Genomic DNA, 23,002 nt, shown 5'->3' on the forward strand with positions numbered 1-23,002 from the left:
CGGGGAGCACTTCGCGATGACCTGAGCGGTCACACCTCAGGCAGGTTCACCCCCGCGTCGGCGGGGAGCACATCTTCATCAGCGACGGCGTCCGGCGCCGCTTCGGTTCACCCCCGCGTCGGCGGGGAGCACTTCCGCCGGTCTGGGCAGCCGCCGCAGATGGCCGGTTCACCCCCGCGTCGGCGGGGAGCACCCACCGGAGCGGACCACGCTGGAGGCGGTGCACGGTCCACCCCCGCGTCGGCAGGGAGCACTGCGAGTTCCGGAGTGGCCACGGTCGCGGTCATCGGTCCACCCCCGCGTCGGCGGGGAGCACACATCGTCGAGGCTCGGTCCGGCGGGGTGGTCTGGTTCACCCCCGCGTCGGCGGGGAACACACCCGCCAAGGCCACACGTCCGTCGTCGCCAACGGTTCACCCCCGCGTCGGCAGGGAGCACATAGACCTCCACAAGATCACCGACCACGAGGTCGGTCCACCCCCGCGTCGGCGGGGAGCACGAGTCGCACCGCGTGGTCTGGCAGATCCAGCTCGGTCCACCCCCGCGTCGGCGGGGAGCACGGCATCCTTGGGGACATTCGGATCATTGCTGATGGTCCACCCCCGCGTCGGCGGGGAGCACTCCTGCTGCGACTCAATGATATCGGCCTCCATCGGTCCACCCCCGCGTCGGCGGGGAGCACGTCACCTGGACGCTCGGCGGGACGAACCCGGTCGGTCCACCCCCGCGTCGGCGGGGAGCACCTGCGGTCCCTGGCTCGGCACATGCACGCCGACGGTCCACCCCCGCGTCGGCGGGGAGCACGTCGTGCTGCTGGTTACCGACTCGTCGGCGGTCGGTCCACCCCCGCGTCGGCGGGGAGCACTCCAGCCAGATCGTCAGGAGGAGGCTGGCGAACGGTCCACCCCCGCGTCGGCGGGGAGCACCAGCGGCGGGTGGCCTGCCAGGCGGTGTGAGTCGGTCCACCCCCGCGTCGGCGGGGAGCACCCGCTACGAGGCCGTCAACGCCCAGCTGCAGGCGGTCCACCCCCGCGTCGGCGGGGAGCACGTGTGTGGTCACCGCACGACCTCCGATGTCGTCGGTCCACCCCCGCGTCGGCGGGGAGCACCTTCTGACCTTCGCCGCTCAGCCGTGGAACCTCGGTCCACCCCCGCGTCGGCGGGGAGCACCGCACGACCCACGCCGTGGTGACTCAGGCCCGGGGTCCACCCCCGCGTCGGCGGGGAGCACGTTCAACGAGGATGGCCCTGTAAGCGCGTCCACGGTCCACCCCCGCGTCGGCGGGGAGCACATAGAAGGAACCGGCGGCGGCGAGGGCTTGGGCGGTCCACCCCCGCGTCGGCGGGGAGCACCGGCATCGTCAGCACCGCCACCCACGCGGCGACGGTCCACCCCCGCGTCGGCGGGGAGCACCCACCCGGCGAGCACGGTCCTGCGGTCGCACCCGGTCCACCCCCGCGTCGGCGGGGAGCACCCCGACCCGAACACCATCATGGAAGCCCTCGCCGGTCCACCCCCGCGTCGGCGGGGAGCACCGGCTCCCGTGGCGCGGCCAATGTCTCCTCCGCGGTCCACCCCCGCGTCGGCGGGGAGCACTTCCTCGACGCGATCGAGGCCGTGCATGTCCGCGGTCCACCCCCGCGTCGGCGGGGAGCACTACGGCATGCCGCTGATCGCGTTCAACCTGTCCGGTCCACCCCCGCGTCGGCGGGGAGCACGGGGTGAGGCCGGTGGTCTCCAGCGCGGCGACCGGTCCACCCCCGCGTCGGCGGGGAGCACAGGGGGTGGGTGTAGTCGTCGACATGGTGGACCGGTCCACCCCCGCGTCGGCGGGGAGCACGGCGAACGGGTGAGTAACACGTGGGCAATCTGCGGTCCACCCCCGCGTCGGCGGGGAGCACCTCCGGCTCGGGCGGGGCGTTGTCCTCGCCGGCGGTCCACCCCCGCGTCGGCGGGGAGCACCCGCCGACGACGGCGGCGATGCCCAGGGCGACCGGTCCACCCCCGCGTCGGCGGGGAGCACCCGGGGAAGTCGCCCTCGATGCGGCCCTGCTCCGGTCCACCCCCGCGTCGGCGGGGAGCACGTCCTCCTGCACGCGGGGATCAACGACGTCGACGGTCCACCCCCGCGTCGGCGGGGAGCACAAGCGCGTCATCGTCAACCTGGCGGACAAAGCCGGTCCACCCCCGCGTCGGCGGGGAGCACACTTCGTGACCTGCGGCGTTCTACGTCGTTTGCAAGTCTTTTACCTGACGAGGCGGCATGAGGCTGGCGTTCATGCCTGAACCATAACCGCTGTTCGTTGAGGCGATGTTGGTGTCGCCGCGTGCCGTGCTCCGTAACGTGGATGCCTGCGTAGGAAGGAGCGCTGTGATGCGGAGGCCGTGGGGCGAGCCGGATCAGTCGTTATGGGGAAAGGCGCGTGGCCTCGATCTGGAGCTGGCGCCGTACCCGTTGGTGCGGCACTTGTTGGATGCTGCGGCTGCGGCTGAGTTCTTGTGGGACGAGTACCTGTCGGAGAACCAACGCCGCCGTATCGCTGCAGGCTGGGGGTTGTCTGAGGATCTGCCGAGAGCCCGGTCGCTGATGGGGCTGTGTGCGGGGCTCCACGACGTTGGGAAGGTGTCGGCCTTTCAGTTCTGCGATCAGCGTGCAGCGGCTCGCTTGAGTGACTTTCTAGTTCGGGATCAGGGGAAGATCGGGTCTGAGCGGGTCGGGCATGACGTGGCGGGGATGCGAGCTGTTCCTGAGGTCCTGACTGTCCTATTTGGGGGCGTGGACAGCCTCACGGAGGCCGAGCTGGAGGTGGTCGATCGGATCGCCGAGGTGGTGGGGGGCCACCACGGCTGTTTCCACCGCCTTGATCCTGTACACACGGGGTCGGCTTACCGGGCTCTGCTGGGTGGGGTGGCGTGGGCTGAGCAGAGAGTCGCGCACGGCGGCGCTGTGTTCGGGTTGCTGGGCGAGCCGAAGCTGCCTGGGTCGTTCTCGGCCCCGGCGGCGGTTTTGGTGACGGGTGTGGTGATTCTGGCGGACTGGCTGGTCAGTCAGGAGGGCTATCTCATCGAGCGCCAGCGGTCGATGGAGCTGGGGCTGGAGGAGCATTTCGCCAGGTCGTGCCGGGATGCGAAGCGTCTGGTGCGGGAGGCGGGTCTGCTGCCTGTGGAGTTGCAGCGCCCGGCTTTCGCGGAGGCTTACGGCATCGCCGATGGCCCGAATGCCCTGCAGCGCTCGGTGGTATCGCTTCTGCCGGAGGTGCTGGCGAGGTCCCGGCAGGGCGCGGAGTGGGGGAGGGGTGCCGGGATTCTTGTCGTGACGGCGGCTCCGGGGGATGGGAAGACGGAGGCTGCGCTGGAAGCGGAGCGAGTGTTGTCTGATTGCTTCGGTACGCGGGGGTTTGCGTTTTTGCTTCCGACTATGGCGACCAGCGATCAGATGCATGCTCGCGTGGCCGGGGTGCTGGCGCGGCAGGGCGGTGTGGGGGCGGGACTGACCTTGACGCACAGCATGGCCTGGCTGAGCGCTGCGTATGCGGGGGATGGGCCGGCAGGGGAGAGCGGTCGTGTGCTGGTTTGTGATGGTGATGAGGAAGGTGAGGGTGGGCTTGCTCGGCATCGGGCGGACATGAGGCCGGTTCAGTGGCTGCGTGGTGCCAAGCGTCCGCTTTTGGCGCAGTTTGCCGTGGGGACGCTTGATCAGGCGTTGATGGGGGTGTTGCCGGTTCGGCACAGCGCTCTGCGGTTGCTGGCGTTGTCGGGGAAGACCTTGATCGTGGACGAGGCGCATGCCTATGACCCGTATATGCAGGTTCTTCTGGGGCGTCTTTTGAATTGGCTGGGCGCGTTCGGGGTGCCGGTGGTGTTGCTGTCGGCGACGTTGCCGGCGTCGGTGAGTGATCGGCTGATCAGGGAGTACCTCACAGGCGCCGGTCATAGGCCGAGGGCGTTGCGGGGTCGGAGTTTTCCTGTGCCGTATCCGGGTTGGCTGTATGTCGATGGGTCGACGGGCGAGTGTGCGCAGATCGATGAGGCGAGTCGTCAGGAGCAGGTTCAGCAGAGGCACATGCTGTTGAAGGTGCAGGTGGAGCCTGTGGATGGTGGGGCGCGGTTGGGGGAGGGGTCGCGGCTTGCGGTGTTGGAGCGGGTGCTCGCGCCGATGCTGGAGGGCGGTGAGGGCTGCGCGCTGGTGGTGTGCAACACGGTGTCGGAGGCGCAGGACACTTTTGTGCACTTAAAGGGTCTTGTGTCGGGGGCGGGTTCCTCGGTGGATTTGCAGTTGCTGCATGCTCGGTTCCCGGGGGACGTGCGGGAGGCGCGGACGCTGGCTGTCACGTCGGGCATGGGCAGGTCGGGGCCGCGGCCGGTCGGCCGCATCGTTGTCGCGACTCAGGTGGTGGAGCAGTCGTTGGATCTTGATGCGGATGTCGTGGTCTCTGATCTGGCGCCGCTGGCGTTGTTGTTGCAGCGGGCGGGGCGGTGCTGGCGGCATGAGGCGTGGTGGAAGGAGCATGGCCGGCCGGGTGGGCGGGAGCGGCCGGGGTGGGTGGTGAAGGAAGGGCCTCGTTTGGTCCTGCTGGATCCGGTGGCGGATGGCGGGCTGGTGCCGCACGCGTGGCGTGGGGTGTATCACGAGGCTCTGCTGGTGGAAACGTCCGCGGTGCTGGCTGAGCGTGGCGGGGTGCCGGTTGCTCTGCCGGAGGATGTCCAGGGTCTGGTCGAACGGGTGCACGGGGACCGGGCGGACCGGTTCGACTGGGCGAACCCGGAGGAGTCCGCGGTGTGGACGGCGTACTTGGGGGAGGAGTCCGCGCAGCGTGCGGCGGGGAATTTTGCGGTGGTGCAGCGGGCGGGGCAGGTCGCCGGGCTGCATGCTCTGCACCGTGAGGGCCGGTGGGAGGAGTGGGAGGCGACGACGCGGCTTGGTGCGGACTCGGTTCGTTTGCTGTGCGTGTATGTGCATCCGGACGGCCGGGAGACCCTAGATGTGCAGGGTCTGGTGCCGTTGCCGGCGGCAGGCCGGGGGGATCGGCCGGCGGTGTCGGATGTGCGGCAGGTGATGGGGCGCACGATCGCGGTCCGGGCTGACTGGTTCCGTGACGCGAAGGGCGTTGATCTCGGGGTTTCGGAGGGCTGGGTCGAGCATCCGATGCTCGGCGACCTCGTGGTACTCCGCCAGCCGGTACGTGACGGTGTCGCCGAGAGGGTGGCGGTCGGTGGCCGCCTGGTCTGGCTTGATTGTGAACTCGGCCTGCGCCGCGAGTGAGCACCGGGGAGGGCGATCACCTGTCCCCCGTTGTAGGGAAGCTGTGTGCTGCAGCGGCTGGTGGGCCGCCGTCTGACGGAACCCCAGGCAGGTGGGGCACGCACTCGACGGTCGGCGCCCCTGTCGCTGTCTTCGGCTGCATGGCGCCCGAGATGGCCTGACCTGCGGATTTCCTCATTCGCGGTATCACTGTCAGTGGTGACTGCTTCACTGTGCGCGGACGAGAGTGAGCCGCTCCGAAGGGTCGGATGGCGGTGTTCTCGTCATGGAACGCGACGGGAAAGGGGGGCCATGACGGACGGGTTCGACCTGCGGGACGAGCGCTGGATTCCGGTACGGCTCGCGGACGGTGTGGCGCTGAGGGTCGGGTTACGGGAGCTGTTTCAGCGGGCGGACGAGATCGCCGACCTCGAGTTGCCGGTGGCGCCGGCGGCGTCCGGGCTGCTGCGGATTCTGGCGGCGATGACGGCGAGGATCGCCGGCTGTGACGGTGTGCGCCTCGGTGACGAGGACCTTGGCGAGGACATCAATGGCTGGCTGCGGTTACGCAACCAGGTGCTGGCCGAGGGGCGTTTCGATCCGATGCGGGTCAACGCTTACCTTGATCAGGAGGTGCCCAAGGGGCATTTCGACTTGTTCGACGCACAGCGGCCGTTCCTGCAGGACCCGCGGTTGCGATCACAGTGCGTGGACGGCCAGGGCCGTCCGAATCCGTCCGGTGTGAACAAGCTGGTGCTGGGGAGGCCGACCGGAGTCAACGGGGCGGTCCTGTTCGGGCATTTCAATGATGGCGCCCCGGTCCCGGTGACGACTGCCGAGGCGGCCTGGCATCTGATCGCCCAGCTGTACTACGGGCCGTCCGGGCAGTGCACGCCACGCAAGATCACCGCCGTCAAGCCCGGCAATGGTGATGCCGGGCCCCTGCGCAAGAGCATCTCCTACCATCCGTGGGCGGACGATCTTTTCACCACCCTCGTTCTCGCTGTTCCGCAACCCGGTGTGTGCGGTGACCCTGCGGAAGACGACGCCTGCCCCTGGGAAGCGGATGAGCTGCCCGACCCCTTGGGGCCGATCCCATCGATGAGCTGGCCGGGGCGGGTGCTGACAGGGCGAGCCCGGCATGCCGCTCTCCTCGAGCCAGCATCGGACGGGCGGTCGGTGACGCAGGCCTATCTCACCTGGTCGACCCATGAGCCGCCACACCTGGCCAGGGATCCCTACATCATCCTCGATACGCCAAGGGCAGGAGGGGCGCCGTTCGCCCGGCCGGCCGACGGATCGAGGGCTCTGTGGCGGGACCTGGACGCATTGCTCCTCAAGGGCGGGGGACAGAGCCGGCGTCCGGCGGCCTTCGAGAACCTGCCCCGCACGCTGCGCACCAAGCTGCGGGTGCGCGCCTACGGCTTTGACCAGGACGGCCAGCAGCGCGACAGTTCCTGGTTCGAGGCGACGACCCCGCCGGTGCTGCAGTGGCGTGAGGACGGTCCTGAGCCGGAGATGGCGCTGCGGGTCGGGCAGTGCCGCGAGTTCGCCGAGCTGGTGGGGGAGCGGTTGCACTTCGCCGCGCGGCTTGCATGGAGGCTGACCACCGATCCCGAGACGGATCCGACGGCGAAGGTGAAACTCGATCCGAAGAAGCCCGGCCCGTGGGCGCATGCGGCGGCCGCCCGCTTCTGGCCGTCCGCTGAAGCGGTCTTCTGGAGTCTGCTGGCCGCCGAGGGGCGGCAGGCCAATACACAGCCACCGTTCATCAACGCCGCCCTCGATGCCCTGGATGGGGCCATCGGTGCCCGCAGCGCCGACCTTCGGGTCGCCCGGGCGCGCGTTCGGGCGCGAGCCGTCCTGCGCGCGCTGCTGAAGCCAGGCCCGGCACGACCGTCGGCGACCACTGTGGGGAGTAGCTCATGACCGCACCGAACACGGCCACCTTGCAAGGGAGCGTTGACCGGCAGCAGCGTGCGCAGGAGTTCGTGCGCCAGGTACTGGAGGTGTGCGCGGGCAGCAAGCGGGCCCAGGCCGACCTGCGCAGCGGTCTGGGTCTGCCGTATGACCGGTGTCAGCGGATGCACCGCCACCTGATGCGCTTGGTGCCGGAACGGAACCGGCATCCCGAGGCGCGCCGGCCCTACTACGTGGTGGCCGCGTTGATCGCCGCGCGTTCACGTGGGGTTCGTGACGAGGACGCGGAGCGGAACTCAGCCGCCCCGACGCAGGGGGATGCCTCCCCGTCGGAGCCGGGCGGGACTGCGCAGTCGTGGTGGCAGCGGCCCAACCTGGGCGCCTCGCTCGCCGAGGCCGTGAACCTGGGAGCACTCGCGGCCGGCTCGGCAGAGTCCGAGCTGCACCTGCTGGCCCGTGTCGGCAGTGAATCCCTGCACTCGCGCCTCCCTGCGCTCGTGGGCCAGGTCAACGGCCGTGGTGTGGTTCTCGACTGGGCGGTGCTCCTGGACGACCTCGCCGGGTGGGACTACAGCCAGGACCGCATCGCGACCCGCTGGCTTGAGTCCTACTTCCGGGTGCGTGACGCCGCCGAGCGCGCAGCCGAGCGCGGGCAGGCGGAGCTTCCGGCCGCCGACGGCCACAGCAACGACAGCAACGACAGCAACGACGCATTTTCCGAGGAGAAGCAGTGACCTCTGTCTACCTGGACCTCAACGCCATCCAGTCGGTGCCGGCGTCCAACCTGAACCGGGATGACCTCGGCTCCCCCAAGAGCGTCCGGTACGGCAACGCGAACCGGATCCGCGTCTCAAGCCAGTCCTGGAAGCGCGTGATGCGCCACGGGGTGGAGCGGGACTTGGGTGAGAAGGCCGCCCGGACGCGTCAGGTGCCCGCCAAGGTAAGGGAAGCCCTCGTGCGCGCCGACTGGCCCGAGGACCTCGCGGAGTTCGCAGGCGCCCAGGTCGCGCTCAGCGCCACCAAGAAGGGCCTGGGTACAGAAGCCGCAGGCCACACCTCTGTCCTGCTGTTCCTTCCCGAAGCGGGCATCGACGACCTCTTCGAAATTTGTACCGACCACCGCGGCGTACTGGAGGCGGGGCTGGGCAAGGGGAAGAAGGCCGGGGCGCTGCTGCCCTCGGACAAGATCGAGGCTGTTCTCAAGAAGCGGACCGCCTCGATCAGCCTGCTGGGCAGGATGCTCGCCGAGCTCCCGGGCGCGAATGTCGACGGTGCCGCCCAGGTCGCCCACGCCTTCACCACGCACGCCAGCGAGCCCCAGAGGGACTACTTCACCGCGGTCGACGACTGGCTGGCTGACGCCGACACCGGCAGCGGTCACCTTGACACTGCGGAGTTCAGCGCGGGTGTCTTCTACCGCTTTGCCTCGGTCAACGTCACGGACCTCGTCAAGAACCTCGAAGGCGACGTCAAAGCGGCCCGCACCGTACTTGCCTCGTTCGGCGACCACTTCCTGATGTCCCTGCCTCAGGCGAAGAAGAACAGCACCGCGCCCCACACCATCCCGGACCTGGCCTATCTCGCCGTTCGCAGCCACCGTCCCCTGTCGCTGGCCGCCGCGTTCGAGACGCCCGTGACGGCAGACAGGGCCGGGGGTTTCTCCCGTCCGTCCCGGGCGGCGCTGGCCGGGTACGCGGGCCAGGTCCACCGGCTCACCAGCCATCGCCACCGCCTCTTCCACGGCCACGCCGGAATCGACACCGACCCCTACGAGAACCTCGGCGGCAGTCACCAGTCCTTCGACGCGCTGCTGTCCGCCGCCGTGGACGCGGCGCTGCCCGAGAGCGGGGACGGCCAGTGACCGGCTTGCTCCTCAGGCTGGCCGGCCCGTTGCAGTCCTGGGGGGAACGCTCGGCCTTCAGCGCTGTGCGCGACACCGCCCCTTTCCCGACCCGCTCAGGTCTGACCGGCATTCTGGCCGCCGCTGAGGGCCTGCCCCGCGGCGCCGCACTCGATGGGTATGCCGATCTGGAGCTGACCGTGCGGGTCGACCGGCCCGGTGTTCTCCTTACCGACTTCCACACCGTCGGGGGCGGCTACCCGGCTCGCTTCACCGCGGCCACCAGTGGCGGCAAGAACAAAGGCGATGCCGTCATCACTCGCCGCCACTACCTCGCCGACGCCGTATTCGTGATCGCCGTCACCGGACCTGACCAGCGGATCAACGAGATCGGAGCCGCCCTCCAACGACCGTACTGGGCGCCCTACCTCGGTCGCCGCTCCTGCGTCCCGGACGAGCCGTTCCTGCTGCGGCATACCGTGGCAGACCCCATCGCCGAGCTCCTGACCGAGATTCCGCTGGCAAGCCCGTACACGGACGAGCGGCTCGGGCGGCCGATGCCGCCGGCAGCACAGAGCGTGCCGATCACGTTCGTCTGGGAGCAGCCGCCCACCGACAGCCGGGATCCCGTGCCTCTCACCAGCCACGACCATCCGGTCAGCTTCGGTGAACATGAGCGTGCCCACACCAAACGCCGCATCTACCGGACGGTGGAATATCTGCCGGCCAGCCTGCTGGACCACGGCGAGCAGACCGTGCACGAACGGTTGATCGACTACGTCACGCATCACACGTCGCGTACGGAGCCCATGGAGAGCACCGCATGACCACCCACAGTGCCGTCCTCGCCAGGATCCGGCTCAACCTCCACCACCGCGCGGTCAACCGGGACCTGCGCGACGCCACCGAGATGCACCGCACCCTGATGAAGCTTGTCCCCGACAGCCTGGGCGACAGCGCGCGCATGCGCAGCGGACTGCTGTACCGGATCGACGTCAGCGAGAACGCCACCACGCTCCTCGTCCAGGCCTCGGCGGCACTGACGGCAGACCGTCTGCCAGACGGATACGGCGAGCTGGAGGTCAAGGATCTCCGTCCCATGTTCGCCGCCCTTCGCCCCGGGCTGGGCGTCCGCTATCGCATCGCCGTCAACCCGGCCAAACGCGCACGCCTGCCGATCGAAGAGAAGAACAAACGGGGCAGCATCGTCCCCCTCAGCGGACCAGACGCCGACCAGTGGTGGACCCGCCGGGCCGCCGAAGCCGGCCTGCAGCTGAAGTCTCTCCTGCCCACCCCGCTTGACCCGGCCCGCCGGCGCAGCGGCCCTCCGCTGCGCCACAGCCTGGTCCGCTATGACGGAACGGCCACCGTGACCGATCCCGCTGCCCTCACCACCGCCCTCCTGTCGGGAATCGGCCGCGGAAAGCCGTACGGCGCCGGCCTCCTCACCCTGGCCCCGGCAACAGCAGCGTGACAACTCCACCCAACGCCGGCCAGGCGCGACGGCGCCTGGCCGCCCCGACACTCGCCATGCTGCCGCGCATCGCAGACTCCTTGTCTTTCCTCTACCTGGACATGGTGCGCGTCGTCCAGGACGACACCGGCGTCTGCGCGCAGATCCGCGTCGACGAGCAGCGGACGGACACCGTCTACATCCCCACGGCAGCCCTGTCCTGCCTCCTGCTCGGACCAGGCGTCTCCATCACCACCCGCGCCATGGCCACTCTGGCCCGCCACGGAACCAGCGTGGTCATGACCGGCGCCGGAGGCGTGCGCACCTACGCGTCCGTCTTGCCCGACTCCCTCTCCACGACGTGGCTCGAACGGCAGGTCCACGCCTACGCCGACACCGAACGCCGTCTAGCCGTGGCCGTGGACATGTACGAAATGCGCTTCGACGACGATGTCCCAGCCGACGTCACCCTCGACGTGCTCCGCGGCATGGAGGGACAACGCATGAAAACGCTGTACCGCCTCCTGGCCCAGCAGCACGGCATCGGCCGCTTCCGCCGCAACTACCACCCCGACCAGTGGCAGGAACAGGACCCGGTCAACCTGGCCCTCTCCGCCGCCAACACCTGCCTCTACGGCATCGTGCACGCGGCACTCATCGCCCTGGGCTGCTCACCCGCGCTCGGATTCGTCCACACCGGCAAGCAGCACGCCTTCGTCTACGACATCGCCGACCTCTACAAAGCCGAGGTGACACTGCCCCTGGCCTTTGCCCTCAACGGCTCGGCCAACCCAGAACAGGACTCCCGCCGCAAGCTCCGTGAGAACCTCCGCCTCGTGCAACTGCTCCCCCGGATCGTCCGCGACGTACAGGCCCTTCTCCATCCCGACACCACGGACACGGAGCAAGCACGCACGGATCGCCGCAGCGTGGACTTGGTGCACCTATGGGATCCCAAAGCAGGGGTCCTGCCCGCAGGTGTCAACTACGCACGAGAGCAGAGTTGATATGCCCTCCATGGTCGTCATCGCCACCACTGCTGTACCTGTCCACCTCCGCGGTGCCCTCAGCCGCTGGACAACGGAGGTAGTCCCTGGGATCTTCGTCGGCAGCATCTCAGCAAGAGTGCGTGACGAGCTATGGGCACAGGTATCGGCTGTCGTTGGGGATGGACAGGCGGTCCTCGTCCACCCGGCACCCACCGAACAGGGCTACGCCCTGCGAACAGCTGGCACCCGCCGACGCATTCCGACAGACTTCGACGGCCTAACCTTGATCAAGATGACAGGAACAACTCAACCCACGCTCGCAAAGAAAGCGCAAAGCGCATAGATGAGCGCAGGTCAGAAAGAGTGCTCCCCGCCGACGCGGGGGTGAACCGACGTACGGTCCAACCTTGGGGTTCGAGGGCAGGTGCTCCCCGCCGACGCGGGGGTGAACCGTTGTACATGGTGGTGAGCACGTGCGTGCCCGAGTGCTCCCCGCCGACGCGGGGGTGAACCGGAACTCGGTATGGGACTGACCGAGTGTGCCGCGTGCTCCCCGCCGACGCGGGGGTGAACCGTTGAGCAGCCGGGCCAGCTCGGCCGCCGACTCGTGCTCCCCGCCGACGCGGGGGTGAACCGGATCTGCGGCGCGTCGGCGTGACCGGCGAACCGTGCTCCCCGCCGACGCGGGGGTGAACCGCGTGCGGACTGGTGGCCGGACGTCTACCACTAGTGCTCCCCGCCGACGCGGGGGTGAACCGCCGGTAGCGGGCACGATTATCTCCGTGGGATTGTGCTCCCCGCCGACGCGGGGGTGAACCGCCGCTCCGGTGGAGGAGCTTGTCCATGAACTTGTGCTCCCCGCCGACGCGGGGGTGAACCGACCGGGGCCCTGCACATGACCGGGTGGGGGCGGTGCTCCCCGCCGACGCGGGGGTGAACCGGATCTGCGGCGCGTCGGCGTGACCGGCGAACCGTGCTCCCCGCCGACGCGGGGGTGAACCGCGTGCGGACTGGTGGCCGGACGTCTACCACTAGTGCTCCCCGCCGACGCGGGGGTGAACCGCCGGTAGCGGGCACGATTATCTCCGTGGGATTGTGCTCCCCGCCGACGCGGGGGTGAACCGCCGCTCCGGTGGAGGAGCTTGTCCATGAACTTGTGCTCCCCGCCGACGCGGGGGTGAACCGACCGGGGCCCTGCACATGACCGGGTGGGGGCGGTGCTCCCCGCCGACGCGGGGGTGAACCGGAGCTGGTCGCCGGCGACTGCTTCCCGGGGGGGTGCTCCCCGCCGACGCGGGGGTGAACCGAGCGACGTGGAGCTGATGGCTCTGGTGCGCGAGTGCTCCCCGCCGACGCGGGGGTGAACCGCTGGTGGGCGTGGTATAGCTCTTGCCGATGGTGTGCTCCCCGCCGACGCGGGGGTGAACCGCTCTCCATGTCGCCGGTGATCGCCAGGTAGCCGTGCTCCCCGCCGACGCGGGGGTGAACCGCTCGCCCTGGGTGACCAGTGGGAGGCCTTCCGGTGCTCCCCGCCGACGCGGGGGTGAACCGGTCATCCAAGGCCTGTCGCCGGGCGGCCGACTGTGCTCCCCGCCGACGCGGGGGTGAACCGCCCCAGCTGTCCTGACTGAACTTGAGCCAGGCGTGCTCCCCGCCGACGCGGGGGTGAACCGCCGTAGCGACCTCGCGCCAGGACATGGACCGCGTGCTCCCCGCCGACGCGGGGGTGAACCGCGCCCCTCGGCTCGAACCCCTAAGCCCGCCGCGTGCTCCCCGCCGACGCGGGGGTGAACCGCCGCGTGCGGCCTTCGCCGCGACGGTGGCGGAGTGCTCCCCGCCGACGCGGGGGTGAACCGAGACAGAGGCCGCCGAGCTCGTCGACCTCGTCGTGCTCCCCGCCGACGCGGGGGTGAACCGCTCTGGTCGGTGGAGGCGGAAGCCGTCGCCGAGTGCTCCCCGCCGACGCGGGGGTGTTCCGCAAAAGTGAAGCAAGTGCTTCAGCACTCGTTCGTGCTCCCCGCCGACGCGGGGATGACCCCGCTACGACGTACATCAGTCCCTCCCGTCAGCGAGGAGCTCTGCACCCCTGGTACTTCGCTCGGTAGATGAACCCTTACGCCGACACATGATTACGAAAGCTCTGGCCAGGGCCCTTTCGGAACCGATCCCGTGTCCCCCGCCGCGCCGCTCTATAGCACCCGCTGAGCTTGGGGCGGCGGATGAAGTCGTGGGCTTGATCCGCTTTGACGGACATCGGAGATCAGGGGCTTGGGCCCCGGAAGGATGATGTTCATCATGGAGAGCATGGGCAAGAAGAAGGCGCGTCCTCGGCGCTCGTTCACGCCGGAGTTCAAGGCCGAGATCGTCGAGCTGTGCCGACGCGGTGACCGCTCGGTCGGTCAGGTCGCCAAGGACTTCGACCTGACCGAGACCGCGGTCCGCGACTGGGTCCGCCAGGCCCAGGTCGACGCCGGTGAACGTGACGGTCTGACCAGCGGCGAACGCGAGGAACTGGCGGCTCTGCGGCGGGAGAACCGCCGCTTGCGCGAGGACGTCGACATCCTCAAGCGTGCGACGGCTTTCTTCGCGACGGAGACCCGGTGAACGTGGACCCGTTCATCGAGGCGGAGAAAACCGCAGGTCACAACGTCAAACGGACGTGTGAACTCCTCAAGGTCTCCCGGACCGCCTACTACACCCGCCGCAACGGCACCCCGGGTTCCCGTTCGGTGCGGGACGCCGAGCTGACCGAGTACATCACCGCTGTTCACGAGCGGTCCCGCGGGACCTATGGCGCCCCGCGCGTCCACGCCGTCCTCAAGCGCGAAGGAGCCGGCTGCGGGCGGCGCCGGGTCGCACGTCTGATGCGGCAGGCCGGCCTGGCCGGCCGGCACCGCAGGCGCCGCCACCGCACTACCGTTCCTGACCCGCACGCGGTGACCCGACCTGACCTGGTCCTTCGCAATTTTCAACCCGACCCCGCCGCCATCGACACCCGCTGGTGCGGCGACATCACCTACATCGCCACCGACGAGGGCTGGCTCTACCTTGCCACCGTCATCGACATCGCCTCCCGCCGTGTCGTCGGCTGGGCCACGGCCGACCACCTGCGGACCGAACTCGTCGCCGATGCCCTCACGGCCGCCTGCCGAACCCGCCGTCCGGCCGGCCCGGTGATCTTCCATTCCGACCGCGGCTGCCAATACACCAGCAGTGAACTCGCCAGCCTGGCAACGGATTTCGGCATCAGGCTGTCGGTCGGGCGCACTGGTCAGTGCTGGGACAACGCCCTCGCCGAATCGTTCTTCTCCACCCTCAAGAACGAGCTCGGCGACACCCACCCCTGGCCTACCCGGGCCGCCGCCCACACCGCGATATTTGAGTGGATCGAGAGCTGGTACAACTTGCACCGGCTCCACAGCAGCCTCGGCTACCGCAGTCCCGCAGAATACGAGACCGCCTTGGCGGCCTGACCAACACACCAAAGGTGTCCGTCAAAGCGGAGCAAGCTCAGTCACCGACCTCGCCGCTCTGAAGGACAAGCTGCGCTCCTGGGCTGCGGGACCGGTGGGTGCGGACTCCGATTGGATCACCGGCTTCGGGTACGACGACGCGATGCTCGCCGAGCGCCGGCACCCCACCCGCGACGACCTCGACGAGGTGTCCACGGACCGCCCGGTGCTCGCCATCCACCAGTCCTTCCACCTCGGCGCGGTGAACAGCATCGGCCTGAAGCGGCTCGGCTACTCGGCCGCCACACCCGACCCCGAGGGCGGGGTGATCCGGCGGCGCGAACTCGCCGTCCCGCCCTCGTACGGCGAGCCCGACGGCGTGCTGGAGGAGAAGGCGTTCACCCCGGCCTCGGACCTGGCGCTCGTGGGGCTCCCGGAACGGGAGCTGCTGATGCTGTTCGCGACGGGCGCGGCCAAGGCGGCGAGCTTCGGCTTCACCACCGTGCAGGAGGGCGGCACCACCCTCGCCAACCTCAAGGCGCTGCGGGACACGGCCGCCGCCGTGCCGCTCCCGGTCGACGTGGTCGCGTACGTGAAGGCCGATGAGGCAACCGCGTCCACGCTCGACGACCCGATCGGGGTGAGTGACGAGTACGTGGACGGCGTCCGCGCGGCCGGCGTGAAGCTGGTCCTGGACGGCTCGCCGCAGGGGCGCACCGCGTGGCTCACCGAGCCGTACCTGACGCCGCCGCCCGGACAGCCCGAGGACTACTGCGGGTACCCGGCAGTGCCGGACGACGCGGTGGTGGCCAAGCAGATCGCTACGGCGGTCGAGCGGGACTGGCAGGTCCTGGCGCACGTCAACGGCGACGCGGCGATCGACCAGTTCCTCAAGGCGGTCGAGGCCGCCGGGCCGGGCCGGCGGCCGACCGTGGCGATCCACGCGCAGACCGCCCGCAAGGACCAGGTCGACGTGTTCGCTCGGCTGGGAATCCTGCCGTCCTTCTTCTCGATGCACACCTACTACTGGGGCGACTGGTACCGCGAGACCGTCCTCGGCGAGAAGCGGGCGGAGAGCATCTCCCCCGCCCGCTGGGCACTCGACAAGGGCCTGCGCTACACCTCGCACCACGATGCCCCGGTGGCGCTGCCGAACTCGATCGCCGTGCTGTCCAGCCAGGTGACCCGCCGCACCCGCAGCGGCCACGTCCTCGGCCCCGACCAGCAGGTCTCCGCCCTGGACGCGGTTCGCGCGATCACCATCAACGCCGCCCACCAGTACGGCGAGCAGGACCGCAAGGGCAGTATCGAGGTCGGCAAGCTCGCGGACCTGGTCATCCTCAGCGCGAACCCGTTGACGGTCGACCCCGAACAGATCCGCGACATCAAGGTGATCGAGACCATCAAGGCCGGCACCACCGTCCACCCGCCCGCACCCACCGACCAGGCTTCCGGAACCCCCTCGACCGCACCCACCCCGCAGTGGGGCTGCTCCTGCTGAACCGGCTCGCCCCTGCCCCACCACGCCCGGCGGCTGCGTCCGCCGGGCGTCCAGACGTCGCTGCAGCCAGCCGCTGCCAGTCACACTCCCTGACCTCGTCAGCCTTCGCCTCATCAGGTGTGCGGTCGGTGGAACGCTGGCGTCGCGCCTGGCGTGAGGGCGGCATGGCGGCCTTGCGCTCGACGGGTCCGGCGAACTCCCCGACCGTCACCGATGCCCAGTTCGCCGTACTCGAGGCGGAATTAGGCAGGGGGCCGACGGCGCACGGCTTCGAGGATGAACGCTGGACCCTGGTCTGGGTCCAGACGGTGATCCGCCGCCGGCTGCGGGTGAGCCTGCCGGTGAAGTTCCCCCTCTGCGCTGGACAGCCTGATACTGGGACGGACAGTCCCGGAGGAAGCAGTCCCTGGCAGTGAGCAAGAAGAGCAATACGAGCAAGCGGTATACGGCCGAGTTCAAGCGCGACGCGGTGGCCCTGGTGCACTCGTCGGACAAGACGGTCACCGAGGTCGCCCGGGAGATCGGTGTGAGCCCCGAGGGGCTGCGGAACTGGGTCAACCAGGACAAGACCGACCGCGGTCAGGGGCCGGTGGGCGCGCTGACCACGGCCGAGCGCGAGGAGCTGGCGCGCCTGCGCCGCAAGGTCCGCGAGATGGTCCCCGCAGCGTAACCACCCACTGTCCACGATCAGGGTGGAACTTCAGCCTGGCCCAGGAGCAGATGCTGGACAGCCGCCCCGTACGTGGGGTGCGCGACGAGCTCCGCCCACCGCTCGGAGCACGGGCCAGCATCGACCAGGCGCTGCGGCCGCCCAGCTCCAGCGACCAGTCCTTCGAGAGGCTGGTGATCGCGGGCCCGTCGGTTATCAGCGGGGCGTGAGCCCCTCGATTCTCCCGCGCGGCCGATCCATTCCAGGGTGATCAGGGAGTTCTGGGTGCGTTCGGGGATGGTGGAGTCCTCGGCCCGCCAGGAAGCCAAGGGTCTTGTCTGTGGGGAAGTTCGCCGAGTGCCGGCGAAGGCGCCGGGTGGCCGCGTCGCGGCCGGTGACCTCCTCGGCGATCAACAGTCGCAGGACCTCGGCGGGGTCCCACCGCTGAGCGCGGGCGGTCGCCAGGACGTCGGGTGCGGCCTTGCGCATGCAGGGCAGACGCATCCGGCGCATCAGCTTGTCGAGCTCCTCGGGCAGGGCCGAGGCCTGGGGAAACGTCACGGTCGGAAATTCCTGCGCGGGTCGCGGTGGGCGCCGATAGGCTCGGCGGATGATCAATATGGCGGTGCGTGGTGACAGCGGGAACTTCGTGGCTCGCGCCGAGGCCGGTGTGCAGTGGACGGCCAGCTTCGCGGATCTGGACCCGGCGGAGTTCCCGATGCTCCGGTCCCTGGATCCGTATGGGGATGCGGTCTTCAACCAGCGGCAGGTGCCGCTGCTGCTTGCGGAACTCGACCGGCTTCCTGCCGACTTGGGCGATGACTGGGTCGTGCAGGCTCGCGAGCTGTGCCAGGTCGTGGAGCGCGGGCTGCATCTGTATCTGTGGTTCATCGGCGACTGACTGCGGTCAGCCGCCTCTTGGCTCCCGAGCCGCCGTCTGCCGGCCCAGGGCCTGCCAGGCGATGGTGCCGTTCTGGACGGAGTGGGTCTCGTCCGCGCGGATGACCTGGCCGACGGGCTTGCTGGCCGCGATGTGCTCCAGGATGGAGACCAGGTCGTCCTCGGCGAAGCGCCCGGCCGCGGCCGCGAGCCTGAGGGCCTGGTCGACCCGGTCGCTGCCCTGGACCGCGGCGAGCTCGACGGCATGGGCCATCTTGGCGCGGATGCGGGACGCCCGGCGGGTCCGGCCTCCTTCAGCCAGCGTCCGGCTCCCGGTCCGATGCCCACGAACGCGATCTCCGCCTCTGAGCGAGGCTGCAGCCTGGGCTGGTGAACACTGCGGCCGTCGGGGTAGTCGGGGTAGTGCGCGTCGAGGATTCGCGGGACTCCGGGTGTGGGCAGCTGGTGACGCCATATCTTTGACAGGTCACCGGATTTGGTGCGGGCCGTGATCGACAGCTCGTCGCCGACGACCCGGCACCAGACCCTGGCGCCGGTGTGGCCGGGCGGGGTCGAGTAGCGCACGGAGTTGAAGCTGATGGTGCGGTCCGAGCCGACCACCCGCTCCGGCCAGCGCTCCGACGCCGACTGACCACCTCCTGGGCTCGATGCCCGACCTCTTCACGGCCCCGGACCAGCGCTCCGGTCCTTGGCCGCCGTGCGTACGCGTCCGCGTGCGCGGCGAGTCCGTCCTGCGCCAGGCCGGATGAGCGCTTTCGCAGGCCGGGGCTTCCCCTACGCTCCCCAGCCGTTCTGCCTCCCGCTCTCGTCGGCCTGGTCGTCGCCGTCGGTGGCCTGGTCGGGAGTGACGCGGTCGTCGAGAGTAATGGTGACGCGCTCGCCCTCGCCGAGGCTGAGGCGGGTCAGGCGCTGGTTGATCCGGTCGTAGACCGTCGCGGCGAGTTCGTGGTCGCCGCTGTTGTCGGACGGAGCGCTGGTGATGGCGTGCAGGCTGATCAGCAAGGCGATCAGGGAGCGGCCGGACAGCGGGGCGAAGATGCCTTCGCCGGGTTCCTCGGTGACGCGGGGCGGGACGCGGAAGTGGGGGTGGCCGGCGGTACGGGCTGTGATGAACTCCCAGGTGTCGCGGTGGCAGTACAGGTCGGCGGAGGAGATCCGGGCTGCGGACCGCAGCAGGGCGGTGTGCTCCTTGGCCACCGGTACCGGCTCGGAGGTTTCGACGGTGCCGGCCTGGAGTTGGTCGACGACCATGCGCAGTTCGGCAAGTTCCTGCGTCAGGGCGGTGAAGCCGGCGCGGGCCTCCTCCAGTGCGGTGACGAGTTCTTCCCTGACCTGGTGGGCGGCCTCGCGGACCGTCTCGCGCAGCTGCTCGGCGACGGCGCCGTCCCGCTGCTTGTCGGTAGTGAGCTGCTCGACGAGGGGAGCGAGCTCCTGGGCGAAGACCTCGCGCACGGCTTGGCGCAGGGACTCCTGCGACCGCGTCGGCTCCGCCGTTTCCGGCGCGGTCTCGGTTGCCGGGTCCTCCCCGGCCGGGCCGTCGCCCAGCTCCTGCGCCCCGGCGGCGGGGACGGTCTGCGACCCGGGTTCCTGCCCATCGCCGGTCCCCGGCCCGGACGTGGGCGCAGGTACGGAGTAGGAGCCGAGGGTGGGGTCTTCGTGGTCGGAGCGGCGTTGGGCGGGGATCGCCGGCTGAAGGGGCGTGATCGGCCCGTCGGGGCCGGTGAGGGCGGCGGGAGCACCGGGTGCGGCGGGAGGAGTCGGGGTGAGGGCGTTGAGGTGGTTGAGGGTGGTGCGCAGCTCGGTCAGCTCGGCGCGCAGCAGGCTGGTGACCTCGTCGGTCTTGCTGGTGAAGAGGTCGCCGGAGGCGGGCTTGAGGGTCCTGTTGACCTCTTTGCGCAGCTGGTTGACCTCGTCGAAGACTCGGGTGAGGTCGTCGTCGTCCAGTGTGAGACGGCCGCAGTCGCAGAACCCCATGCGCTGGGCCAGAGCGAGGGAGACCTCCTCGGGGAGTCGGTCTGCGATCGCGTCGACGGCCACGAAACCGAAGTCGAGTGCGACCTGGTAGGCGTGATGGCACACGGTCGGGTCGGCAGCGAACTCGCCGGTCAGCGGTGCGTGGGGGTGGACGACAGGCGGCCGCGGCGCGCGGCGGCGAGGGCGTGAGGACGGCATACCGCGTTCAACAGAGCCGACGTGCTGGCGGACACCGTTGCTTCGCCCACCGCGCGTATCGCGCCTTCTCATTGAGCAGCCGGGACGGGCCCGGCTCCGGGCCCTGGAGAGGGAGTGCCGTCGTGCCCGAAGGACTGGCCGCCGTTTCCATTGGAAACGGCGGCGGTGTGCAGCAGCCCTCCTAAAGGTGGGGGAGCTGCCCGCGTACGGGGCCGGCGAGCTCGGCGTAGAAGTCGGTGCGGTCCTGAGCCTGGAGGTTCTGGGCGGCGACGGTCAGCAGTCCGGTGCGTGCCTCGGGCCGGTCCAGGACGGGGTCCAGCTCGGTGCGGATGCGGGCGGCCGTGGCGGGGGCCAGCAGCGCGTACACGTAGAGGGTGGCGGCGTCGTATCCGTAGGGGGCGCGGCCCCAGCCTTCCCAGTCCAGGATGTGCGGGCCGCGGGTGACGTTGCCGTAGTGGAGGTCTCCGTGGGTGGTGGTCCAGGTGACGTCCTCGACCTGGTGGCCGGTGAACTCGGGGATGACGCGGCGTAGGTACTCCTCGCGTACGGCCTCGCGGTCCGTCGGCGGCGGGACGTCGGCGAGGGCGTCTAGGGCCTGTGTGATGTCGTGATCATTCGGTGGTCTTGAGTAGGTCGTCGATCCAGATCATTGAGGCGCGGAGGTGGAGGCCGGCGAGGTAGCTGTCCGGGGTTTTGTCGTAGCGGGTGGCGATGCCTCGCCAGGCCTTCAGCTTGTTGATCAGGCGTTCGACGGTGTTCCGTTCCTTGTAGGGATCGGCGTCGTGGCCGACGGGCCGGCCGCCTCGTGAGCCCTTCTTCTTCCGGTTGGCGGCCTGGTCCTTCTTCTCTGGGATGACCGCTTTGATGTTGCGTTTACGCAGGTAGGAGCGGTTGCCGCGGGATGAGTAGGCCTTGTCGTCGGCGACTGCGCCGGGCTTGGTGCGGGGGCGGCCGACGGGCAGGCGGACCCGCACCTTCTGGAGTACGGGGATGAACTGCGGGCTGTCTCCGGCCTGGCCGGTGGTCAGGACCAGCGCGAGGGGACGGCATCTGCGGTCCGCGGCAAGGTGAATCTTGCTGGTGAGGCCGCCCCGGGACCGGCCGAGCAGGGCTGCCTTCAGGCGGAGCTTGTGTCGGCGCCGGATGCGCTGGCGCTCGGCCTGTCCGTTCTGTTCCTCCGGGCCGCCCCCTTTTGTCGGGCTGTTTCCTGCTCCTGCGCGGCTTCTTCCAGGGTCGACATGAGGTGCTTGCTGATGCGGAGCCCTGCGGCGTCGTGGTGGGCGCGGACCGTGGTGGAGTCCACGCTGACCAGCGACAAGTCCGTTCTGCCCACCCGGGCACCTTCGGCGATCAAGCCTTCCAGCAGGGCGGTGAACACGCCGGCGTCCCGCCAGACGCGGAAGCGTCCGTAGACGGTGGCCCAGGGACCGAACTCGGCAGGCATTTCCCGCCACTGACCACTCGAGCGGAACCGCCAGATCACCCCCTCGAACTGTTCCCGCAACCGCTCCGGATACGGGCCGTACCTACCGATCGGCAGATACGGCTCGATGAACTTCCATTGGGCATGAGTGAGTTGCCTGCGCGTCACGACCACAGTCCTACCGCGTCCCACCCCGCGAAGAGGGCGGAACCCCGCAACTGATCACGACATCACACAGGCCCTAGGCGCGGGGCACAGCGTCGAAGATCACGGTCATGTCGGCCGTGTAGAGCCCGTTTTGGGTGTCGAGCGGGCGTCCGGGCGTGATCGTCATGTCGGCTTGGGTGCCGGGAGTGGAAGTCGCGTCGTCCACGACCTCTTGAGGGAGTGCGGTCAGCGTCACGCCATCGAACTCGGTGGTCAACTCGACAGAGGGACCGTCGGCTGCCTGCGCGGCTCCGGTGACGGACAGAGCGGCCGCCGCCAGTGCAAGGGCACAAAGGGTGTGTGTGGGTGTCTTCATGGCCTGGTTAACGATCTCCATGTTCTCGCGTCACTAAGCCCGGTCCTACCTATGGGAGACGGCGGCCGCGTCCTTGGATAGCAGCTCAGTGGCGAGGCCGCGACCTGTTACACGGTGAGGCCGGAGCGCTCAGCCAGGTCGCCGAGGGGTTCCCGGTCGACGAATCGCGTCCTCGTGGAGTGCCGATTCTCCGGTGAACGGGGGCGCCCGCCCGGGTGACGCACCGGCCGGTTCCCTCCCGGGCGGGCAGTCGGTCCGGCTACAACCCGGACCGTGATCACAAAACTGCTGCGGCGCGGTCTGCCCGCGCTCGCCCTCGCCGCCCTGCCCTGCTCGCCACCGCCGCACCGGCCACCGCCGACGGACCAGCCACAGCCGTCACTCTGCCCGCCCCGCTGAACACCACCACCCTCTTCGACGGCATCGACCGCATCCCCGCAGCCGCCGAGTCCCGCGACGGATACGTCCGCACCGCCTTCAAGCACTGGAACGCTGGCGCGATCCCGGACGACGGCTGCAACACCCGCGCCGAGACCCTTCTCCAGGAGGCCGTCGACTACCCGGAGATCGCCCCGGGTTGCAAGCTGACCGGCGGTCGTTGGTTCTCCCTCTACGACGACACCTGGGTCACCGCCGCCACCGGCCTCGATGTGGACCACCTCGTACCGCTCGCCGAGAGCTGGGACTCCGGGGCCTCAACCTGGACCGCGAAGCGCCGCGAGGCTTACGCCAACGACCTGGCCAGCCCCACCTCGCTGATCGCGGTCACCGCGAAGTCCAACAGGGCCAAGGCGGACAAGGACCCGGCCGAGTGGTTGCCCCCGGCCGTCGGCTACCACTCACCTACGTCACCGGCTGGGTCGAGACGAAGCTGCGCTGGTCGCTGACCGCCGACGACCGCGAGCGTGAAGCGCTCCTCGGCCTTGCTGAGGATTGC

General features: G+C 69.7%; 18 protein-coding genes, 4 pseudogenes and 2 CRISPR repeat arrays (1 of these 24 running past the window's edge). Of the genes and pseudogenes, 15 read left to right on the forward strand and 7 right to left on the reverse strand.

The features are described from left to right. Nucleotides 1-2,207: a CRISPR direct-repeat array (repeat unit 24 nt; unit sequence CACCCCCGCGTCGGCGGGGAGCAC); it begins 3,854 nt to the left of the window's first position. Between the two features lie 168 nt (nucleotides 2,208-2,375). The 13 genes and pseudogenes from cas3 to EES41_RS41995 all read left to right on the forward strand — a co-directional run bounded on the left by cas3 (nucleotide 2,376) and on the right by EES41_RS41995 (nucleotide 17,277). Beyond that, entirely contained in the window at nucleotides 2,376-5,264 is a 2,889-nt protein-coding gene (gene cas3 / locus EES41_RS40165) for a CRISPR-associated helicase Cas3' (protein WP_123083486.1), read from the forward strand. Between the two features lie 291 nt (nucleotides 5,265-5,555). Further along, nucleotides 5,556-7,172, forward strand: a complete 1,617-nt coding sequence (casA, locus tag EES41_RS40170) for a type I-E CRISPR-associated protein Cse1/CasA (protein WP_123083487.1) — start codon at nucleotides 5,556-5,558, stop codon at nucleotides 7,170-7,172. After that, nucleotides 7,169-7,897, forward strand: coding sequence for a type I-E CRISPR-associated protein Cse2/CasB (locus EES41_RS40175; protein WP_254211954.1), 729 nt, complete (start codon nucleotides 7,169-7,171; stop codon nucleotides 7,895-7,897). Before casA ends, EES41_RS40175 begins: the two co-directional genes overlap by 4 nt. Beyond that, nucleotides 7,894-9,024, forward strand: a complete 1,131-nt coding sequence (cas7e, locus tag EES41_RS40180) for a type I-E CRISPR-associated protein Cas7/Cse4/CasC (protein WP_123083488.1) — start codon at nucleotides 7,894-7,896, stop codon at nucleotides 9,022-9,024. The genes EES41_RS40175 and cas7e overlap by 4 nt, the downstream gene beginning before the upstream one ends. Then, on the forward strand, nucleotides 9,021-9,830 hold the full coding sequence (gene cas5e / locus EES41_RS40185; RefSeq protein ID WP_123083489.1) for a type I-E CRISPR-associated protein Cas5/CasD: 810 nt from the start codon (nucleotides 9,021-9,023) through the stop codon (nucleotides 9,828-9,830). Before cas7e ends, cas5e begins: the two co-directional genes overlap by 4 nt. After that, nucleotides 9,827-10,477, forward strand: coding sequence for a type I-E CRISPR-associated protein Cas6/Cse3/CasE (locus EES41_RS40190; RefSeq protein WP_123083490.1), 651 nt, complete (start codon nucleotides 9,827-9,829; stop codon nucleotides 10,475-10,477). The genes cas5e and EES41_RS40190 overlap by 4 nt, the downstream gene beginning before the upstream one ends. 56 nt (nucleotides 10,478-10,533) lie before the next feature. Then, the gene (cas1e, locus tag EES41_RS40195) at nucleotides 10,534-11,463 is read left to right on the forward strand and encodes a type I-E CRISPR-associated endonuclease Cas1e (protein ID WP_123083491.1); all 930 of its coding nucleotides are present in this window, start codon (nucleotides 10,534-10,536) and stop codon (nucleotides 11,461-11,463) included. Nucleotide 11,464: 1 nt separating this feature from the next. Then, entirely contained in the window at nucleotides 11,465-11,788 is a 324-nt protein-coding gene (cas2e, locus tag EES41_RS40200; protein WP_123083492.1) for a type I-E CRISPR-associated endoribonuclease Cas2e, read from the forward strand. A gap of 20 nt (nucleotides 11,789-11,808) precedes the next feature. After that, nucleotides 11,809-13,484: direct repeats of the CRISPR family, unit length 29 nt; unit sequence GTGCTCCCCGCCGACGCGGGGGTGAACCG. A 265-nt stretch (nucleotides 13,485-13,749) separates the two neighbouring features. Continuing rightward, nucleotides 13,750-14,028, forward strand: a pseudogene (locus EES41_RS40205) (transposase); the annotation flags it as partial. 17 nt (nucleotides 14,029-14,045) lie between these two features. Continuing rightward, nucleotides 14,046-14,918 carry an IS3 family transposase gene (locus tag EES41_RS40210; RefSeq protein WP_123083449.1) on the forward strand — a complete coding sequence of 291 codons (873 nt, stop codon included), beginning with the start codon at nucleotides 14,046-14,048 and terminating at the stop codon, nucleotides 14,916-14,918. After that, nucleotides 14,824-16,398 (forward strand): amidohydrolase, encoded by a 1,575-nt coding sequence (locus tag EES41_RS40215; RefSeq protein WP_254211956.1) that lies wholly within the window; start codon nucleotides 14,824-14,826, stop codon nucleotides 16,396-16,398. Before EES41_RS40210 ends, EES41_RS40215 begins: the two co-directional genes overlap by 95 nt. 412 nt (nucleotides 16,399-16,810) lie before the next feature. Next, nucleotides 16,811-17,068 (forward strand): transposase, encoded by a 258-nt coding sequence (locus EES41_RS40225; RefSeq protein WP_164496249.1) that lies wholly within the window; start codon nucleotides 16,811-16,813, stop codon nucleotides 17,066-17,068. A gap of 50 nt (nucleotides 17,069-17,118) precedes the next feature. Beyond that, entirely contained in the window at nucleotides 17,119-17,277 is a 159-nt protein-coding gene (locus EES41_RS41995) for a hypothetical protein (RefSeq protein ID WP_164496245.1), read from the forward strand. Here the strand turns inward: EES41_RS41995 and EES41_RS40230 are convergent. Then, nucleotides 17,264-17,608: a hypothetical protein gene (locus EES41_RS40230; protein WP_050779373.1), complete on the reverse strand. Its 345-nt coding sequence runs from the start codon at nucleotides 17,606-17,608 to the stop codon at nucleotides 17,264-17,266. The two genes, EES41_RS41995 and EES41_RS40230, sit on opposite strands and share 14 nt — an antisense overlap. A 49-nt stretch (nucleotides 17,609-17,657) precedes the next feature. Here EES41_RS40230 and EES41_RS40235 point away from each other — a divergent pair, with 49 nt between their 5' ends. After that, nucleotides 17,658-17,948 carry a hypothetical protein gene (locus tag EES41_RS40235; RefSeq protein ID WP_008742142.1) on the forward strand — a complete coding sequence of 97 codons (291 nt, stop codon included), beginning with the start codon at nucleotides 17,658-17,660 and terminating at the stop codon, nucleotides 17,946-17,948. Nucleotides 17,949-17,954: 6 nt separating this feature from the next. Here the strand turns inward: EES41_RS40235 and EES41_RS40240 are convergent, their stop codons facing one another. From EES41_RS40240 to EES41_RS44360, 6 genes and pseudogenes are all read right to left on the reverse strand, one after another. Then, the gene (locus EES41_RS40240) at nucleotides 17,955-18,200 is read right to left on the reverse strand and encodes a hypothetical protein (protein WP_008742140.1); all 246 of its coding nucleotides are present in this window, start codon (nucleotides 18,198-18,200) and stop codon (nucleotides 17,955-17,957) included. A 521-nt stretch (nucleotides 18,201-18,721) separates the two neighbouring features. Beyond that, the gene (locus tag EES41_RS40245; RefSeq protein WP_050779372.1) at nucleotides 18,722-20,119 is read right to left on the reverse strand and encodes a hypothetical protein; all 1,398 of its coding nucleotides are present in this window, start codon (nucleotides 20,117-20,119) and stop codon (nucleotides 18,722-18,724) included. A 181-nt stretch (nucleotides 20,120-20,300) separates the two neighbouring features. Further along, nucleotides 20,301-20,486, reverse strand: a complete 186-nt coding sequence (locus EES41_RS44350; RefSeq protein WP_008742137.1) for a hypothetical protein — start codon at nucleotides 20,484-20,486, stop codon at nucleotides 20,301-20,303. Nucleotides 20,487-20,492: 6 nt separating this feature from the next. Continuing rightward, nucleotides 20,493-20,723, reverse strand: a pseudogene (locus EES41_RS44355) (phosphotransferase); the annotation flags it as partial. 7 nt (nucleotides 20,724-20,730) lie between these two features. Further along, nucleotides 20,731-21,710: pseudogene (locus tag EES41_RS40255) on the reverse strand (IS5 family transposase). Nucleotides 21,711-21,783: 73 nt separating this feature from the next. Continuing rightward, nucleotides 21,784-21,975 (reverse strand): annotated as a pseudogene (locus EES41_RS44360) (hypothetical protein); the annotation flags it as partial. Nucleotides 21,976-22,280: 305 nt separating this feature from the next. Between EES41_RS44360 and EES41_RS40265 the strand changes: the two are divergent. After that, on the forward strand, nucleotides 22,281-22,952 hold the full coding sequence (locus tag EES41_RS40265; RefSeq protein ID WP_346775113.1) for an HNH endonuclease family protein: 672 nt from the start codon (nucleotides 22,281-22,283) through the stop codon (nucleotides 22,950-22,952). The last annotated feature ends 50 nt before the right edge of the window (nucleotides 22,953-23,002 follow it).

The sequence above is a fragment of the Streptomyces sp. ADI95-16 genome (assembly GCF_003721495.1).
In the GTDB taxonomy this organism is placed as follows: domain Bacteria; phylum Actinomycetota; class Actinomycetes; order Streptomycetales; family Streptomycetaceae; genus Streptomyces; species Streptomyces goshikiensis.

Bases quoted from the DNA above. Each gene is read 5' to 3' on its own strand.
- cas3 (WP_123083486.1), top strand. From the start codon at position 2,376: ATGCGGAGGCCGTGGGGCGAGCCGGATCAGTCGTTATGGGGAAAGGCG.
- casA (WP_123083487.1), top strand. From the start codon at position 5,556: ATGACGGACGGGTTCGACCTGCGGGACGAGCGCTGGATTCCGGTACGG.
- EES41_RS40175 (WP_254211954.1), top strand. From the start codon at position 7,169: ATGACCGCACCGAACACGGCCACCTTGCAAGGGAGCGTTGACCGGCAG.
- EES41_RS40190 (WP_123083490.1), top strand. From the start codon at position 9,827: ATGACCACCCACAGTGCCGTCCTCGCCAGGATCCGGCTCAACCTCCAC.
- cas1e (WP_123083491.1), top strand. From the start codon at position 10,534: ATGCTGCCGCGCATCGCAGACTCCTTGTCTTTCCTCTACCTGGACATG.
- cas2e (WP_123083492.1), top strand. From the start codon at position 11,465: ATGCCCTCCATGGTCGTCATCGCCACCACTGCTGTACCTGTCCACCTC.
- EES41_RS41995 (WP_164496245.1), top strand. From the start codon at position 17,119: ATGCTGGACAGCCGCCCCGTACGTGGGGTGCGCGACGAGCTCCGCCCA.
- EES41_RS40235 (WP_008742142.1), top strand. From the start codon at position 17,658: ATGATCAATATGGCGGTGCGTGGTGACAGCGGGAACTTCGTGGCTCGC.
- EES41_RS40240 (WP_008742140.1), bottom strand. From the start codon at position 18,200: ATGGCCCATGCCGTCGAGCTCGCCGCGGTCCAGGGCAGCGACCGGGTC.
- EES41_RS40245 (WP_050779372.1), bottom strand. From the start codon at position 20,119: ATGCCGTCCTCACGCCCTCGCCGCCGCGCGCCGCGGCCGCCTGTCGTC.